15 protein-coding genes are annotated in these 15,812 nt (G+C 40.1%); 9 read left to right on the top strand and 6 right to left on the bottom strand.

Annotated features, from left to right (window positions below; translation table 11 throughout):
* The first annotated feature begins 114 nt into the window (after positions 1 to 114).
* Positions 115 to 2,016, top strand: coding sequence for a DNA cytosine methyltransferase (locus GTQ43_RS21310; protein WP_265274734.1), 1,902 nt, complete (start codon positions 115 to 117; stop codon positions 2,014 to 2,016).
* Here GTQ43_RS21310 and GTQ43_RS21305 read toward each other — a convergent pair.
* Complete coding sequence (locus tag GTQ43_RS21305; RefSeq protein WP_265274733.1) at positions 2,013 to 3,104, bottom strand: hypothetical protein; 1,092 nt, start codon at positions 3,102 to 3,104, stop codon at positions 2,013 to 2,015. The genes GTQ43_RS21310 and GTQ43_RS21305 overlap by 4 nt on opposite strands.
* 31 nt (positions 3,105 to 3,135) lie before the next feature.
* Complete coding sequence (locus GTQ43_RS21300) at positions 3,136 to 3,378, bottom strand: helix-turn-helix domain-containing protein (RefSeq protein ID WP_265274732.1); 243 nt, start codon at positions 3,376 to 3,378, stop codon at positions 3,136 to 3,138.
* A gap of 368 nt (positions 3,379 to 3,746) precedes the next feature.
* Here GTQ43_RS21300 and GTQ43_RS21295 point away from each other — a divergent pair, with 368 nt between their 5' ends.
* The gene (locus GTQ43_RS21295; protein ID WP_265274731.1) at positions 3,747 to 4,040 is read left to right on the top strand and encodes an antibiotic biosynthesis monooxygenase family protein; all 294 of its coding nucleotides are present in this window, start codon (positions 3,747 to 3,749) and stop codon (positions 4,038 to 4,040) included.
* Between the two features lie 51 nt (positions 4,041 to 4,091).
* Here the strand turns inward: GTQ43_RS21295 and pcrA are convergent, their stop codons facing one another.
* The gene (pcrA, locus tag GTQ43_RS21290; RefSeq protein ID WP_265274730.1) at positions 4,092 to 6,413 is read right to left on the bottom strand and encodes a DNA helicase PcrA; all 2,322 of its coding nucleotides are present in this window, start codon (positions 6,411 to 6,413) and stop codon (positions 4,092 to 4,094) included.
* A gap of 543 nt (positions 6,414 to 6,956) precedes the next feature.
* Here pcrA and GTQ43_RS21285 point away from each other — a divergent pair.
* Genes GTQ43_RS21285 through GTQ43_RS21275 form a run of 3 tightly spaced genes read left to right on the top strand, consistent with a single transcriptional unit; the run spans position 6,957 to position 8,970 of the window.
* Positions 6,957 to 7,925 (top strand): sodium-dependent bicarbonate transport family permease, encoded by a 969-nt coding sequence (locus GTQ43_RS21285; RefSeq protein ID WP_265274729.1) that lies wholly within the window; start codon positions 6,957 to 6,959, stop codon positions 7,923 to 7,925.
* Positions 7,926 to 7,929: 4 nt separating this feature from the next.
* Positions 7,930 to 8,241: a P-II family nitrogen regulator gene (locus GTQ43_RS21280; protein ID WP_265274728.1), complete on the top strand. Its 312-nt coding sequence runs from the start codon at positions 7,930 to 7,932 to the stop codon at positions 8,239 to 8,241.
* Between the two features lie 27 nt (positions 8,242 to 8,268).
* Positions 8,269 to 8,970 (top strand): carbonic anhydrase, encoded by a 702-nt coding sequence (locus tag GTQ43_RS21275; protein WP_265274727.1) that lies wholly within the window; start codon positions 8,269 to 8,271, stop codon positions 8,968 to 8,970.
* 12 nt (positions 8,971 to 8,982) lie between these two features.
* On the opposite strand, the gene GTQ43_RS21270 is transcribed toward GTQ43_RS21275, so the two are convergent.
* Entirely contained in the window at positions 8,983 to 9,858 is an 876-nt protein-coding gene (locus GTQ43_RS21270) for an MBL fold metallo-hydrolase (RefSeq protein WP_265274726.1), read from the bottom strand.
* A gap of 184 nt (positions 9,859 to 10,042) precedes the next feature.
* Between GTQ43_RS21270 and GTQ43_RS21265 the strand changes: the two genes are divergently transcribed.
* Genes GTQ43_RS21265 through GTQ43_RS21255 form a run of 3 tightly spaced genes read left to right on the top strand, consistent with a single transcriptional unit; the run spans position 10,043 to position 11,936 of the window.
* Positions 10,043 to 11,479, top strand: a complete 1,437-nt coding sequence (locus GTQ43_RS21265) for a serine/threonine-protein kinase (protein ID WP_265274725.1) — start codon at positions 10,043 to 10,045, stop codon at positions 11,477 to 11,479.
* Positions 11,480 to 11,511: 32 nt separating this feature from the next.
* Positions 11,512 to 11,715: a type II toxin-antitoxin system HicB family antitoxin gene (locus tag GTQ43_RS21260; RefSeq protein ID WP_265274724.1), complete on the top strand. Its 204-nt coding sequence runs from the start codon at positions 11,512 to 11,514 to the stop codon at positions 11,713 to 11,715.
* The gene (locus tag GTQ43_RS21255; protein WP_229485461.1) at positions 11,712 to 11,936 is read left to right on the top strand and encodes a type II toxin-antitoxin system HicA family toxin; all 225 of its coding nucleotides are present in this window, start codon (positions 11,712 to 11,714) and stop codon (positions 11,934 to 11,936) included. Before GTQ43_RS21260 ends, GTQ43_RS21255 begins: the two co-directional genes overlap by 4 nt.
* A gap of 46 nt (positions 11,937 to 11,982) precedes the next feature.
* On the opposite strand, the gene GTQ43_RS21250 is transcribed toward GTQ43_RS21255, so the two are convergent.
* Together GTQ43_RS21250 and GTQ43_RS21245 are read right to left on the bottom strand one after the other, a co-directional pair.
* Positions 11,983 to 12,936 carry a heme o synthase gene (locus tag GTQ43_RS21250; protein WP_265274723.1) on the bottom strand — a complete coding sequence of 318 codons (954 nt, stop codon included), beginning with the start codon at positions 12,934 to 12,936 and terminating at the stop codon, positions 11,983 to 11,985.
* A 258-nt stretch (positions 12,937 to 13,194) separates the two neighbouring features.
* On the bottom strand, positions 13,195 to 14,109 hold the full coding sequence (locus GTQ43_RS21245) for a COX15/CtaA family protein (RefSeq protein ID WP_265274722.1): 915 nt from the start codon (positions 14,107 to 14,109) through the stop codon (positions 13,195 to 13,197).
* A gap of 603 nt (positions 14,110 to 14,712) precedes the next feature.
* Between GTQ43_RS21245 and GTQ43_RS21240 the strand changes: the two genes are divergently transcribed.
* Positions 14,713 to 15,795 (top strand): cytochrome c oxidase subunit II, encoded by a 1,083-nt coding sequence (locus GTQ43_RS21240; RefSeq protein ID WP_265274721.1) that lies wholly within the window; start codon positions 14,713 to 14,715, stop codon positions 15,793 to 15,795.
* Positions 15,796 to 15,812 lie beyond the last annotated feature (17 nt).

The following is a 15,812-nucleotide window of genomic DNA, read 5'->3' as shown; positions in this document are numbered from 1 at the left end:
TGACGCTTGATTTCTATGAGGCTGAACTAACTGTACTTATTGGCATCAATGGTGAACTACACCACATCAGCCCTCCTTTTTCATACTCTTTTTTTGCGAAACTATTAATATTTTATGACAAATATTAAAAATACTCAAAATAGTCAACCTACTGTTATTAGTCTATTCTCAGGGTGTGGAGGTATTGATTTAGGATTTCAAAGACAAGGATTGTCAATTGTTTGGGCAATTGATAATGACTTAGACTGCGTAGAAACATATAAAAAAAATATAGGCAATCATATTATCAATAGATCAATTTGTGATGTTCATTCGAGAGAAATTCCTGATGCCGATATAATTGTTGGTGGATTCCCATGCCAAGGCTTTTCAGTAGCCAATAAATTTCGTTCAAAAGATGATGCGAGAAATGAACTTTATCATGAAATGTTAAGGGTAATACAAGAAAAAAAGCCTAAATGGTTTATGGCTGAGAATGTAAAAGGTATTTTAAGTCTAGATGATGGGCTTGTTTTTCAAAATATTTTAAAAGAATTAGAAGAAGTTGGTTATTATGTAACATATCAACTAGTTAATATGGCTGATCATGGAGTTCCACAAATTAGAAAACGAGTTATTATTTTAGGTACAAGAAATGACCTACCTCTAGAAGCTAGAGTCAAGCATCCATTGCCAGACTATTCTGAAAAAAATAAAAATCTTAAAAAATGGATTACGATTAATTTGGCATTGGAAAAATTGGAAAAATTGAAACCAACGACGAATTTAGTAGGCTCACAGTATAAAGTTTCATATAGAAACTACACGGGACATAGACAAACTAATGGTGATAAACCATGTCCGACAATTATCGCTAGAGGTAATGGCAAGGGCGGCGTATGTGCAATTCCACACCCTAACGGAATACGGCGATTAAATGTTAGAGAATCAGCATTTATTCAAACTTTTCCAGCCGATTTTGAATTTACAGGAAGCATAACCTCAATGTATCGCCAAATTGGTAATGCCGTACCTATATTATATGCAGAAAAAATAGCACAAGAATTTATAGAAGCCAATGATAGATTAAAAACTTTTAGAGAAAAACAAGTTAGAGAAACTAAAAAAATCAATGTTGTTTCTTTATTCTCTGGCGCGGGAGGAATGGACTTAGGATTTAAAAAAGCTGGGTTTGATATTGTATGGGCAATTGACAACTTTGAAGATGCGGTGCAAACATACCGAAAAAACATCGGTAATCATATAATTAATAGTAATATTGAAGACTACAACCTAAACGAGATTCCTGATTGTGATGTTCTTATAGGTGGATTTCCATGTCAGGGTTTTTCAATAGCCAATATGAAACGTAGCATTGATGATGATAGGAATATCCTATATGAATATCTTGTAAAAGTAATACAAATTAAAAAGCCGAAAATTTTTATTGCTGAAAATGTCAAAGGTATTCTTAGCCTTGACAAAGGGAAAGTTTTCAACAATATATTAGAAGAATTTAATAAATGCGGCTATAAATGTAAATATGCTATTTTAAATGCTGCGGGCTATGGAGTTCCACAAACTAGAGAAAGAGTGATTATTTTAGGACAGAGAGAAGATATAACAATAGAAATCGAATTTCCTCCCCAACCCAGTGATTTTAAATCGCATATATCTGTGGGACAGGCACTTTCAAATTTTCCCGATCCTGACAAAAAACACAATTTGAAAAATCATGTATATTCCAAATTTAAACTAAAGTTTAATGGATATATATCAAATAGACGTATTAATCCTGACTTACCATGTCCAACAATTACGGCTAGAGGCGATCATAAAGGAGGAGCAATGGTAATGCACCACCCTTCAAATAAACGTAGGTTAACGTGCAGGGAAATGGCTTATATACAAGGCTTTCCTATCGACTTTGAATTTATTGGCTCAATGACTTCTGTTTACCGCCAAATTGCTAATGCACTACCCTACCCTGTTGCAGAAGCAGTTGCATCTTCAGTTTACAAAGCGCTGACTAACTAATTGTCTGAATTGCTAGTGTGTTTTTTGAGAAGCAGTATTATTTCGTCTATAACTTCAGTAATTGACTTTTTGTGAGCAATAGCATACCTCTCAATATCCTCAACTATTTTTTTCTGCTGAAATTTTTCTGGGTATGCCCAAGGGCTATTCTCCCAATCGTAGTCGAGAGTAACTTTTTTGGTAAATTCTCTCTTTCTTTGGTTACAAAAAGTACATAATGTCATTAATTTTTCTTTATAATTTTCATCTGTTAAATTTTCTGCCTGAATAATCGCTGGAATTCTATGATCAGGAGCCAAAAATTTAATATTTTCATATTTTGTATGACAGATTCTACAAGTATTGTCATGAAGACTAAATAATTGATGTTTCCATGAACTCTTGATGGTTGATCGAGAAACTTGTAAATCAATATCTTGTTGAACACTAATTAATTTATATTTTTCCTGCCTATTGTGACGCTTAGTAATTAAAGTTGCATTATCACCCTCTCTTGTCCACCCTTCATTTCTCAGATAATCAACTATTTTACTAGGATCTCCATATGTTCTAGAAGTTTTTGTATCGTTATTTCCAAAAGGAACTAAGCTGCGACTGTAAGGCTTATATTGGCTTTCTATGGTAACTTCAATTTCATCTCTAGTATGAAATTCTTTATCATATAGAACACATAATCCAAAAATCTCCCTAGCACGAGATTTAAATAAATATTGATTCCAATGAGATTTATTTCCTATCTCAAACTTATAGTATGTATTTGTTTTTTCTATAATATTTTTAAACGCTATATTTAAGGTTTCTGCAAATTCTTCAAAATTAAAATCAACTTGTATTCTACCTTGAAAATTTGTAAAACTTAATCTTTTCCATTCTACGCTTGATGGCCATCCTTTTATTTCAACATCAAGACGTTTTTGTTTTTGCCAAATTGAATTTTCATCGGGTTTAAAGGAATGAAGTAAACAAGAATAAAAATTTAAATTTTCAAAAATATTAGCTTTTGTCTTATCGGAAATATATAAATTTAAAGTATTTTCATCATTTGTATTTAAAGTAAAACAAAAGCCTGTATATTTCAAATTATTCATTAAAGATTAAGCCAACCTAAAAAAAATTAATCTAACTCAGCGAATTGTCTTGAGAATCTGCCTCTTGAAATAAGATTTCAACTTTACAGTTTAAAATTTGTGCTAGTTTTTCTAAACCGTCGATAGTAGGAGCGTTAATACCACGCTCTATTAAACTTATAAACTCAACTGAATAGCCTGATAGTTCAGCCAAGTTTTCCTGAGTTAACCCTTTTCGCTTACGAATGGTAGCAACCTGTTGACCAAGTTTTTTTTTAGCACTTTTAATAGACAAACCTTGCTTCTGAACTTACATTAAGAGAGTAAATAGCACAACGTAGTTAAGCTACGGGTTAAGGCTATAATTAATTTTTGATAAAACTTAACCTAATTGGTATAAAAATATTGAAGACATACATCAGATTAGAATTTGGTGAGGTACAGGCGATCTTAAGGGCACAGCATTGCTGTGCCCTACCTGTGTACTTAATTTACCTGAAAAACGCTGTATTTGACTGCACCCTAAAACTTAAAAACTCTGCTGTGAAGGAGTTAGAGAAAAAATGCTTTGATCGCAAAAAAACGTTATTGAGCCGAGATAGCGATCCGCTTGGCGAAATATTAATTAATATAAGATTAGCTTAATTTTCACTGCAAAACTTTATGATTCTTGAGGCCGTTATTCTTCACGTCAAACCTGATCTGCAATCCGATTTTGAAGCTACTTTTAAAAAAGCTTCTAAAATTATTTCCTCAATGGATGGATATTTATCCCATGAATTGCATAAATGTATAGAAGTCCAATATAAATATTTATTACTTGTCAGATGGGAAACTTTAGAATCTCATACTGTAGGATTTAGAAATTCTGCTGAGTTTCAAGAGTGGAAAAAACTTCTACATCATTTTTATGAGCCATCTCCCATTATTGAACACTTTGAAGAAATTGAAATATGAAAAACAAGATCCCCGACTTCTTTGAAAAGTCGGGGATCTGTGGCTTTGTTTTCAAACTTTTTGCAACTGCGCTACTCTTGGATCAACAATTTTTTGCCCCAAGCTAGAAAATTTAATTGCCACAGACATCTTATTACCCGTACCGAAGACATGAGTGATTTCACCAAGACCAAAAGTTTTATGTAATACTCTATCGCCTACTTGCCAATTCTGCGTTGAGTCTTGTTTCCCACTAGGAGTAGAGGCACTTTTGGTATAACTTTGACGACTCGCGCGTTTGGTAGATAACAATTCTTCTGGTAATTCGTCGAGAAATTGCGATCGCATCGCAGGTTCCCGCGAACCATACAAACGCCGTTCCCGTGCGTGTGATAAAAATAATCTTTCTTGGGCGCGAGTAATTCCTACATAACACAGGCGGCGTTCTTCTTCCAAAGATGCGGGATCGCCCAGCGAACGGTAGCCGGGAAATAGCCCTTGTTCTAATCCCACCAAAAAGACTACGGGAAATTCCAAACCTTTGGATGCATGCAAAGTCATCAAAGAAACGGCTGTTTGCCCTTCTTTTAAGTTATCCAAATCGGAACTGAGGGCGGCACTACTGAGAAAATCTTGGAGGGAAACTTCTTCGTTTTCTTCTTGAAATTGCAATGCAGCGTTGTAAAGTTCCTGGACGTTTTGTACCCGATCTGTGGCTTCATCTGTGCCTTGACTCATCAAGTCTTGCACGTAACCAGAATCTTCTAGTATTCCTTGCAAAACCTCAGTCACGGGAAGCGTGCCGATTTGTCCTTGCCAACGGCTAATCATTGCGGCAAAGTTATTTACAGCTTTTGTTGCCCTTCCAGCTAATGTATTAACTGATGTTTCATCGCTGAGTATTTCCCACAGGGTTGTTCCTAGTTGTTGCGAGGCGTTCATCAAAGCATCAATAGTGGTTTTGCCAACTCCTCGCCGGGGAGTATTGATAACTCGTAATAAACTGACTGTATCAGATGGGTTAGCGATCGCTCTTAAATATGCAATGACATCTTTGATTTCTTTGCGATCGTAAAATCTCATTCCTCCCACAACTGTGTAAGGAATTTGATATTTCACCAACAATTCTTCAAATGGCCGAGATTGAGCATTTGTCCGATAAAGGATCGCAAAACTACCCCAATCTAATTCAGGATTTTGGTTTTTTAAAGTGCTAATTTGATTAATCACAAATGCCGCTTCTGCAAGTTCTTCATCGGCTTTGTGACAAGTAATCTGCTCACCCGGCCCCCGCGTCGCTTTCAGGATTTTATCAATCCGTTGGGTGTTATTTTCAATTAGTTCATTAGCCGCTTGCAGAATGTTTTCACAAGAACGATAGTTTTCTTCTAACTTAACCATCGTTTGGGTGTCATCGTCTACCAAACCATCACCAAAGTCTTCCTGAAATCCCAGCAAGATGGTGAAATCTGCCATCCGAAAGCTGTAAATTGATTGATCTGCATCGCCGACAACGAAAACTGAGCGATTTTGCCATTGCCATTCGCTCTTTCTAGTTTCGCCATTAGTCACCAATAAGTGGATCAGTTGATATTGAGTCCGATTAGTATCTTGATATTCATCTACGAGGATATGGCAAAATTTGCGATGCCAATAACCCAATACTTGCTCGTTTTGTTGAAATAATCTCGTTGGTACGAGAATCAAATCGTCAAAATCGAGGGCGTTATTTTCTGCTAATTTATCTTGATATAAATTATAGACTTGAGCAATTACCCGTCCGCGATAATTGGGCTGATCTTGCTCAAATTCTTGGGGCGATAAACCTTGATTTTTAGCGTTACTAATAGCGTAGCGAACAGAGCGGGCATCAAATTTCTTATCGTCTAAATTTAGCTGTTTATTGACGATTTCTTTAATCAGAGTCATCACATCTGATTCATCAAAGATAGAGAAATTGCGATTCCACTTGCGTCCTTTTTCGTCTACATATTTTTCAATATCAAAGCGGAGAATGCGAGAAAATAAACTGTGGAAAGTGCCACACCACAAATCTTTGATCGTATTTTTGTAAACTTGCGATCGCAGTTGCGTTTGTTGGTATTCTGTCAACAAATCAAAACGCTGTCCGTGTTGTTTCATTGCCAATTGTTCCGCAAACAGCCGTTGAACCCGTTCTTTCATTTCCCGCGCGGCTTTGTTGGTAAAAGTAACCGCTAGGATATTTTCTGGATCAACATGGTGTTTCAGAATCAGATTGGCAATGCGATAAGTCAGCGCTCGTGTTTTGCCGGAACCTGCGCCAGCAACGACTAGTAACGGGCCGCAGTAGTGTTCGACGGCTTGACGCTGACTAGGGTTAAGGTGACTGAGAAAGTCGATGGTTGTTGTCATGGATGTGAAAAAGCGATCGCCTGTCGCTATTGCCCAGGTTACAACATCCTAACGAAACTTGGTCAATAAAGATTGTTTGGCAATATTTTTAACCAGAATGGTACTCTATCATGATTGAGGATTACTCAAGCCTCTACATCTGACCGTCATTTTGAGCAAGCGGGATTTACAAAACTTTTGTAAATCAAAAAATGCTGGGATTTAAGCAAGGTTTGTGTAGAGGCAATTCATAAATTGCCCCTACAACACGTTAATTTTTTCTACGCTAAATAGATTGATCGCCAGTTCTTCTTACCCTTTCTGTCGTAAGATCAGCGACGGGGAATCTAACATCAAAAAATGTTGGATAAGCTCTCACTTTTTTATTCTCAGCGCTGTTTAATACCTAACCAATAAGTATTGTCACCAATAGGGCAATTCACTCCTTGAGTACCCAATTGATATTGGGTAGCTAGACACAATACATCATGATTCAACCGTTAAGTTTTTAAAGATGAAAAATTTCTTTAATTTCAGGTTAAACGAATACAACGTGGGGTGGATATGGATCTGAGCTTAATTGTATCCAATATTTTGAATCCGCCAATCCTGTTTTTCTTTTTAGGCATGACTGCTGTTTTTGTCAAGTCAGATTTAGAAATTCCTGCACCAATACCTAAACTATTTTCGTTGTATCTGTTGTTTGCCATTGGTTTTAAGGGAGGGGTAGAACTAATCAAAAGCGGTGTCACTCAGGAAGTAGTTCTCACACTGGCGGCAGCCATGATGATGGCTTGCGTTGTTCCAATTTACACCTTTTTTATTCTGAAGTGGAAATTGGATACTTACGATGCGGCGGCGATCGCTGCCACCTACGGTTCTATCAGTGCCGTTACCTTCATTACCGCGAGCGCTTTTTTGACTGAGCTTGGCATTGCTTTTGATGGTTATATGGTGGCAGCCCTTGCCCTGATGGAATCTCCAGCGATTATAGTTGGTCTAATTTTGGTGAATATATTCACCACCGATGGCAAGCAAGAATTTTCGTGGCCGGAAGTTTTGCGAGAAGCATTTCTTAATAGTTCAGTTTTTCTATTAGTCGGTAGTCTATTAATAGGTGTATTGACAGGAGAACGCGGTGGGAAAGTATTAGAACCCTTTACTCAAGGGTTATTTTATGGCGTTCTCACCTTCTTTTTACTTGACATGGGATTGGTCGCTGCCAGAAGAATTAAAGACTTGCAAAAAACCGGAGTTTTCCTGATTTTATTTGCCATACTAATTCCAATAGTCAATGCAGGTATTGGGTTAGCGATCGCCAAATTCATCGGTATGCCTCGTGGAGATTCGCTGTTATTCGCCGTATTGTGTGCCAGTGCTTCTTACATTGCTGTCCCGGCAGCTATGCGGATGACTGTTCCAGAAGCAAATCCCAGTCTGTATGTTTCTACCGCTCTAGCGGTGACATTTCCGTTCAATATTATTGTGGGAATTCCGTTATATCTCTACGGAATTAACCTATTTTGGAGCTAATAATATGCACGTCGTTAAAAAGATAGAAATTATTGCCAACTCCTTTGAGCTTGCCAAAATTTTAGATAATTTAGACAAGTCTGGTGTACATAGGCATGCTGTAATCCGCAATGTTGCTGGTAAAGGATTACAAGGAACGACTGAAGATTTAGACATGACTATGCTTGATAATGTTTACATCCTGGCGTTTTGTATGCCAGATCAACTCAAGCCTGTTGTCGAAAATATCAAACCACTTCTCAACAAATTCGGAGGTACTTGCTACGTTTCCGATGTGATGGAAATTCGCTCTGTCAGATGTGTTGCTTCGATGTAAAAAATTATAAATGAGATGAAGCATTTCATGGAACGTCGTGACTTTTTGAAGTTAGGAATCACCGGGGCATTTGGAATGACGGTAACTGCCAGCGATTTACTCTGGCGGGTGGAACAGGCTAAAGCTGACGAAATACACCCAGCCCCCACTCAATCCCTCAGTCCTGATGCCGCATTACAAAAGCTGATAGATGGAAATCAGCGATTTGTCGATCATCACCCCCAATACCCCGATCAATCGGCGCTACGGTTGCAGGAAGTTGCTCAAGCTCAACATCCATTTGCAACTATTCTTAGTTGTGCTGATTCACGAGTTCCCGCAGAAATTGTTTTCGATCAGGGCATTGGGGACATCTTTGATGTGCGCATTGCCGGAAATATTGCCACACATGAAGCGATCGGTAGTATTGAATATGCCGTTGTCTTATTAGGTTCTCCATTGCTGATGGTGATGGGACATGAGCGTTGTGGCGCTGTAACCGCAGCTGTACAAAACGAATCGTTACTCGGTGATATTAGTACTTTTGTGAAGGCAATTAAGCCAGCCGTGAAAAAAGTCAAAGATCAGCCCGGTGACGCAGTTGAGAATGCTGTGGTGGCAAATGTGCAATATCAAATTGAAACGTTGAAGCGATCGCAACTTTTAACTGAACAGGTGCGATCGGGTAAATTAAAAATCGTCGGGGGTCGTTACGATTTGGATACAGGGATAGTTACTATCATTACTTAATTCGGCAGTCTCTTATTTCAAAGATTGCATCAACTCAATGCACTTGTGCATCTGCTGGCGCATGGTTTCCCTATCAGCATGAAACCTGCGTCCATGACCTGGTAGAACCCACTCAAAAGAGTAATTAGCCAAATTACGCATTGATTTGGTTTGTTCTGACCAAGAATACCAACAAGCACCGTGGAATGCAGCCAGTTGATGCAAGCTTTCTGACCAAGCGAGATGATCGCCAGTGAAGAGAAACTTATTTTTATAAAGTAAAACAGTTTCTCCTTTGGTGTGACCGGGAACTGGGATAATTAATAAATCTGGTGTCAAGGGAAATGGTTCAGAGCCAGTTATCTGTATTTCCACATTGCGAGTATCGGCAGTAATATCATCAATGTGGAGGATGCGATCGCACTGAAAATGCTCGGCAAACTTTTGATGATCTGCCACATCATCCTTATGAGTTAGGTACATATAACGAATTGGCCCCAATTCTTCTAAACGCTTGACTAAAGGAGGCGTAAACCGGGGCGAATCCACCAAAATATTCCCTTCTGGAAGTTGAATTAAATAGCTAGCAGCACCATAGGATTTTTCAGAATGATAGCCGCAGTGGTAAACATTTTCCGCCACTAATATTGGAAACTGTTGTTGAGCAACTTTAATATCTTTTGGCTTTTCAACTGTGCCAATAGAACTCGTAGGACACGCCAAAAGTGCTTCCAGTGCTGCTAATCTTTCCGCCTCATTGGTTGGTTGATGATAAACAGCCGATTGATCATCAACATCATAAAATACTTCAGGAGCCATCCAGCGACAGGTATCACAATCAATACAGGTACTATCTACATAAAAATCGCCGTTGACATTTTGGGGACGACGCTGATTTAAATGAGCCATATTAATCCTTTTGCTTTCATCTGCTTACTGGGAAGCGATAAACCTTATATCACTACGCTAGCAAAAGTAACTTGAGACTGTACACGCCGCTAGAAATAAATCTGCTCAAAAATATTAAGTCTCGTGAAACCGAGTAAGCAGAAAATGAGAAAACTTAATAGACACCATCTGCTTATTCCCAAATATGCTTTACTGTTCTAATTCCAGTTGTTCAAATCCTTTTAACCCTGATGACAATAAGTTTTGTATTAAGTGTGGACAAACACTAACACCATTACTCAGAAACCGTTTCCGGGTAATACGACTTTTGGGTGAGGGTGGATTTAGCAAAACTTATGAAGCTAGGGATGCAGATAAGATAGACGAACCTTGCGTAATTAAGCAATTTGTCCCTCAAGTTCAAGGAACAGCTGCACTTGAGAAAGCAACGGAGTTATTTAAGCAAGAAGCGAAGCGTCTTTATGATTTGGGAGAACACCCGCAAATTCCCCGGCTGATTGCTTATTTTGAACAGGATAAGCGGCTTTATTTGGTACAAGAGTTAATTGAGGGGCAGAATTTATTACAAGAATTGCAGCAGCAGGGAGCCTTTAGTGAAGAAAAGATAAAACAGCTTTTAACTGATTTATTGCCTATCCTGAAGTTTATCCATGAACGCGGTGTAATTCATCGAGACATCAAGCCAGAAAATATCATGCGCCGTCTAGATGGCAAGTTAATATTAATTGATTTTGGTGTTTCTAAACAAATTACAAAAACTTTTGCAGGTGTTGGCACAACAGTAGGAACACCTGGATATACACCATTAGAGCAAATGCGTGGTCAAGTTTTCCCTGCAAGTGACCTTTATAGTTTGGGTGTAACTTGTATTCGGCTATTAACTCAATGTTTACCAAATGCAGATGGTTCTGATGAACTTTATGATGCGCTCAGAGGTTGCTGGATTTGGAGGAAATACTTACCACAAGGTAGAAGTATTACTCCTGATTTTGGGCAAGTTTTAGATAAGTTAATTCAGGATTATGTGAAAGAACGCTATCAATCTGTTGATGAGGTAATGAAAAATTTTAATCCTATAATTTATCCATCCTCTACATCCAGATATGGAAATTATATAAAAATTAATACATCTACCCAACAAAATTATCGTATGTTCGCGCAGGTAGATTACAAAAAACTGGAGAACTTATTAAGACAACAAAGATGGAGAGATGCTGATGAAGAAACTATGGCTATCTTTCTCAAAGTATATGGTCGAGAAATAGATAAGTGGTTTGACTTAGGATATATTAGCAGATTCCACCATCAGCTAATACACACAACAAACAACCTCTGGGTGGATTACAGCTATGGAAAATTTGGATTCACTGTGCAGAGGTTAATTTGGGATAGCATTGGGGGAAATTCTTCTAATAGCTATCAAATCTGGTGTGATTTTGGTAATAGGGTGGGATGGTGTATGAACAGTTCTTGGAAAAACTATAGTGACCTTGACTTCACTTTATCAGCACCTAAAGGACATCTACCAAGTGGAATTTTTATGTTGTATCAGGGGTTTGGTAATTGGACTTCTAGATTTTCTTGTCTAGTTTTGCAACTCGAAAAATGTAATATTAAGTAGAATTTAGTAGTTTACATCCCGGAGGATTAGCTATGAAATGGCGCGTGATTCTTGAATCAGACCGAGAAACAGGCGATTGGGCTGTATGGTGTCCAGAGTTACCTGGCTGTACTTCAGCAGGAGAAACTGAAGAAGAAGCTTTGGAAAATATTAAAGAAGCAATTCAATTGTATTTACAGCCAGAATCAATTGAGTTAGCCCCTGGTGCGATCGCACGAGAGATTATTGTCTCATGAGCGATCGTATCCGGCGTATGACATCTAGAGAAGTTGAAACTATCCTGAGACAATATGGATTTCAATTGATTTCTCAAAAAGGTAGCCACCGCAAATGGAGAAGTGAAGACTTGGGACTACAAGTAATTGTCCCTGAACATCGAGGGCGCACTTTACCTATCGGTACATTACGGAGTATCTTTCAAGGGGCGAAAATTCCTGAGTCTGAATGGAAATGTTGATATGCGATCGCGCCACTTTACCAAACGCGATCGCTAAACCTTGCCCCTAACCAATAAAATGCAGATAATTGCTCACCGCACTAATTAAATTATGGGTAACGGGAAGACTATCAACTACCATCCCCAGACACAACAGCATCATGTAGGAGATGGAAAAGAGAAACAACTCTTTAGCTACAGCGCGATCCTCTGGATTTTGCAACAACCGCCAAGATTTGCGGATAAATAATCCTCCCAGAATTACTGCGATCGCACCATAAAGAATTCCACTCGCGCCCAAGGGATAAACTAATAACACGGTTGCAACTACGGTAAGCAGCGTATAATACCAAATCTGCTTCACGGTTGCCGTATCACCTTCAATCACAGGTAGCATTGGTATCCCCACCTTTGCGTAATCATCCCGAATCATCAGAGCTAAAGCCCAGAAATGGGGCGGTGTCCACAAGAAGACGATACCAAAAATTAACCATGCTGACCAGCTTAAAGTGCCCGTGACAGCCGCCCAACCCACTAAAGCCGGAATTGCCCCAGCCGCCCCACCAACAACGATATTTTGGGTGGTGTGGCGTTTTAGCCAGTGGGTATAGACCAAAATATAAAAGACGATGCCAGAGAAAGCTAATAGCGCGGCTAACAGATTGGCAAATACTGCTAGGAGTGTAAAGGAAATTGTCGCCAGTGCGATCGCAAAAATTAGAGCATCGCGCGGCTGAACTTTCCCGGAAGGTATGGGACGATGGCGTGTCCGCTCCATGTCATAATCAATATCGCGATCGTAGATACAGTTAATCGTCTGGGCGCTTGCAGCAGCCAAAGTGCCACCAGTGAGAGTTACTAGCAACAGCAATGGGTCTACTTCTCCCTTAGCAGCAATCCACATACTCCCAGCCGTAGTAATCAAAAGCAACGGAATAATCCGAGGCTTCGTTAGCTGGTAATAACTTTGAACTACCTGGAAAAATGTTTCGTGGTGGCGAGAGACATTAGTCTCAATCATTTTGGCTCTGATTCCTTATTTTTCAACAACTTATATACAGCCCATGCTCAAGCGGCTCTTTCAGACAAACAAAACACAGATTTTCTTCTGCACCTGTCTGGGTCGCAATACTCGCCGTTGCGTTCTTCATCGTTGAGTAGGGAGTGGGGAGTGGGGAGATGAGGGAGGAGGATCAATGCCCCTGCCCAATACTTGGACTTACCTCGACTCCACTACTTCGGCTTACTTCGGCTTCGCTCAGTACAAGTGCCCCATTCCCTACTCAGCACTAACTGAGTCACGCAGTGCAAGAACTGTGAAAGCTACCAAAGTACCCAGCAAAGCTGCCCCTATCGCTTGGTGAGAGACAGTGAGAGGCTCGACTTGGAGATGTAATTTGAAGGTGGCGAATCCCAACATGATTTGTAAGGTCAACAAACCACCAGCTATATTTGCTAGTCGCCGCAAGGCTGGATGTAGCGCTGGTGTCCGCCAACAGATAAATACCATTGCCAAGGTTGTCACTGTTGGCGGCACCAAACCAGCAATATGGCTGTACATTACAGTACAAAGTTGAGAACCGCCCAGGCATTGGTGTAGCGCCCAGCGAGAGCCTACCAAAGCACCCAAGAGACTTTGCAGGTAAACCAGAACAGCAGCAGTTAAACCTACCCAAGGCAACTTACCAACAGTTCCATTGCCCTGATAGGGTGTCAGTGCCGTGCCGATAATCAGGAGGGTGCTAAAAAATAACAGTGCCGTTCCTAAATGAGCGGTAACAATATCAAACCGCAACAGTTCGGTAACAGTGAGTCCTCCCAAGATGCCTTGGAAGACGATGAGAAACAGGGCGAATGTGGATGCCCAAGGCAGCCATCTGGGTAAGAAACGACGATGCCACCAGGATAAGCCGAAGAGTGCGATCGCGCTTAAACCAATTAAAGCTGCATCCAATCGGTGAAACCACTCCAGAAATACTTGGAGGTTCATTTGCTTGGCTGGCACGAGTTCGCCATAGCATAAGGGCCAGTCTGGGCAAGCAAGTCCAGCATTCATCACGCGGGTGGCACTGCCTATTGCCATCAAAATTAAGGTGGCTATGCATATTTTCCACACCAAGCGCCGAATCATTTCTTTGGGCTTTTGCTGCTCAACTGCCGCTTCATTTTGTTGTTGTAGGACAAATTCGCTCATGAATGATACCTTCTGCCCGCTCTTGGTGGCTCTCTTAAAATTTTCAATTTTCTTTTAGCGTCCCATCTTCACCCTAGCGTATAGGCTAAGGGTTTATAGATTAGCACTCACTTATACTTTGAATCACTCCAGAAAGGTTTTGCCTGAAGCTTTAGGTATTTTTCAAGATGTGAAAAATTGATTGATGACAATTAATTTAAACATTCTAAATTTTTCCTTAAGTTTTTATACTAATTTCTCTGAGAGAAGGAGGTAGGGGCAGATAGCGAGTCCGCGTTCCTTTTAGCGTCTCCTAGAGAGCGTCGGGCAGGAGGTAAGTAGGTAGGCGTAATTAAACATAAAATAAAATCCTAGTTCGTAGTGAGCGATTCATCGCTCAAAACAAGGATTACCAGGACTAAAGTCCCGACTACAAAACTTTAATTTATTTGCGCCTAGCTACTTACCTGCTTTTTCCTGCTAGTCACCTTGTACCCAAAATTAGTAAAATAGTTAAAAAACTTAATAAAAATTTCAGACCTTTGGACTCTATACCTTCCAGCCTAGACTACCTTAGTAAGTGGGCAGCTTTAAGATAACGTAGTAAATTCAATTAAGTAAGCCGTGAAGATTCCAAGTTCAATCTGGACATTACTCATTGGCATCGTGCTAACCCTAGCCAGCCTTTGGTACGGTCAAAATCACGGTCTGTTGCCAGCAGCAGCCACGGATGAAGCCGTCTTGGTGGATGGTCTGTTCAACGCGATGATGATCGTTTCTACAGGTATATTCCTGTTAGTCGAAGGTATTTTGATTTACTCTGCATTTAAATACCGTCGGCGTGCAGGTGACAATGAAGATGGCCCGCCAGTTGAGGGTAATGTACCTCTAGAAATCCTCTGGACGGCGATCCCAGCAATTATCGTTATCGGCATTTCTGTTTACAGCTTTGATGTTTACAACGAAATCGGTGGCTTTGATCCCCATGCTATCCATCAAGCGCCGATGAACCAGGAGTCGATGGCAATGCCGGGTAGTGCTATGGCTGCAACTTTAAACGATACTCCTGGCAGCACCGAACCCAACCTCAATCAAGAAAAATCTGATGAGGCAATGGAAGATCCAGCTACGGCAGAAGTTCGTAATGCTGACCAAATTCCCCAACTGCGGAATGCCCCAGGTGTCGGTAGTGTTGCTCCCACAATTGGGGGAACTCCTGATAAGGCAGGTAAACCAGCACAATTACAGGTGAACGTCACAGGTCTACAATATGCCTGGATTTTCACCTATCCTGAAACTGGTATAACTACAGGTGAAATGCACGTCCCCATAGGGCGAGAAGTGGGAATCAATATGACAGCCAACGATGTCATCCATGCCTTTTGGGTTCCAGAGTTTCGCCTGAAACAAGATGCGATCCCCGGTAGGCAAAGCGAGATTCGCTTCACCCCCAAAAAAGCAGGAGATTATGTCCTGATTTGTGCTGAACTTTGTGGCCCCTACCACGGTGCAATGAGAGCGCCAGTAGTTGTTGAGTCAGAAGAAGCCTTTGACAAATGGATGCAAGAACAGCTAGTTGCCAGCAAAGAAACACTCAATCAAGCTGTTGCTCTTAACCCTGCCAATCTATCCCCAAACGAATTTCTTGCTCCTTACACCAAGGACATGGGAATTAAACCAGAAATCCTCCATCAAGTTCACCATTAGTCACTCAGTACTCAACA

The sequence above is a fragment of the Nostoc sp. KVJ3 genome (assembly GCF_026127265.1).
Taxonomy (GTDB): domain Bacteria; phylum Cyanobacteriota; class Cyanobacteriia; order Cyanobacteriales; family Nostocaceae; genus Nostoc.
This window is presented reverse-complemented; position numbering and strand designations above follow the sequence as displayed.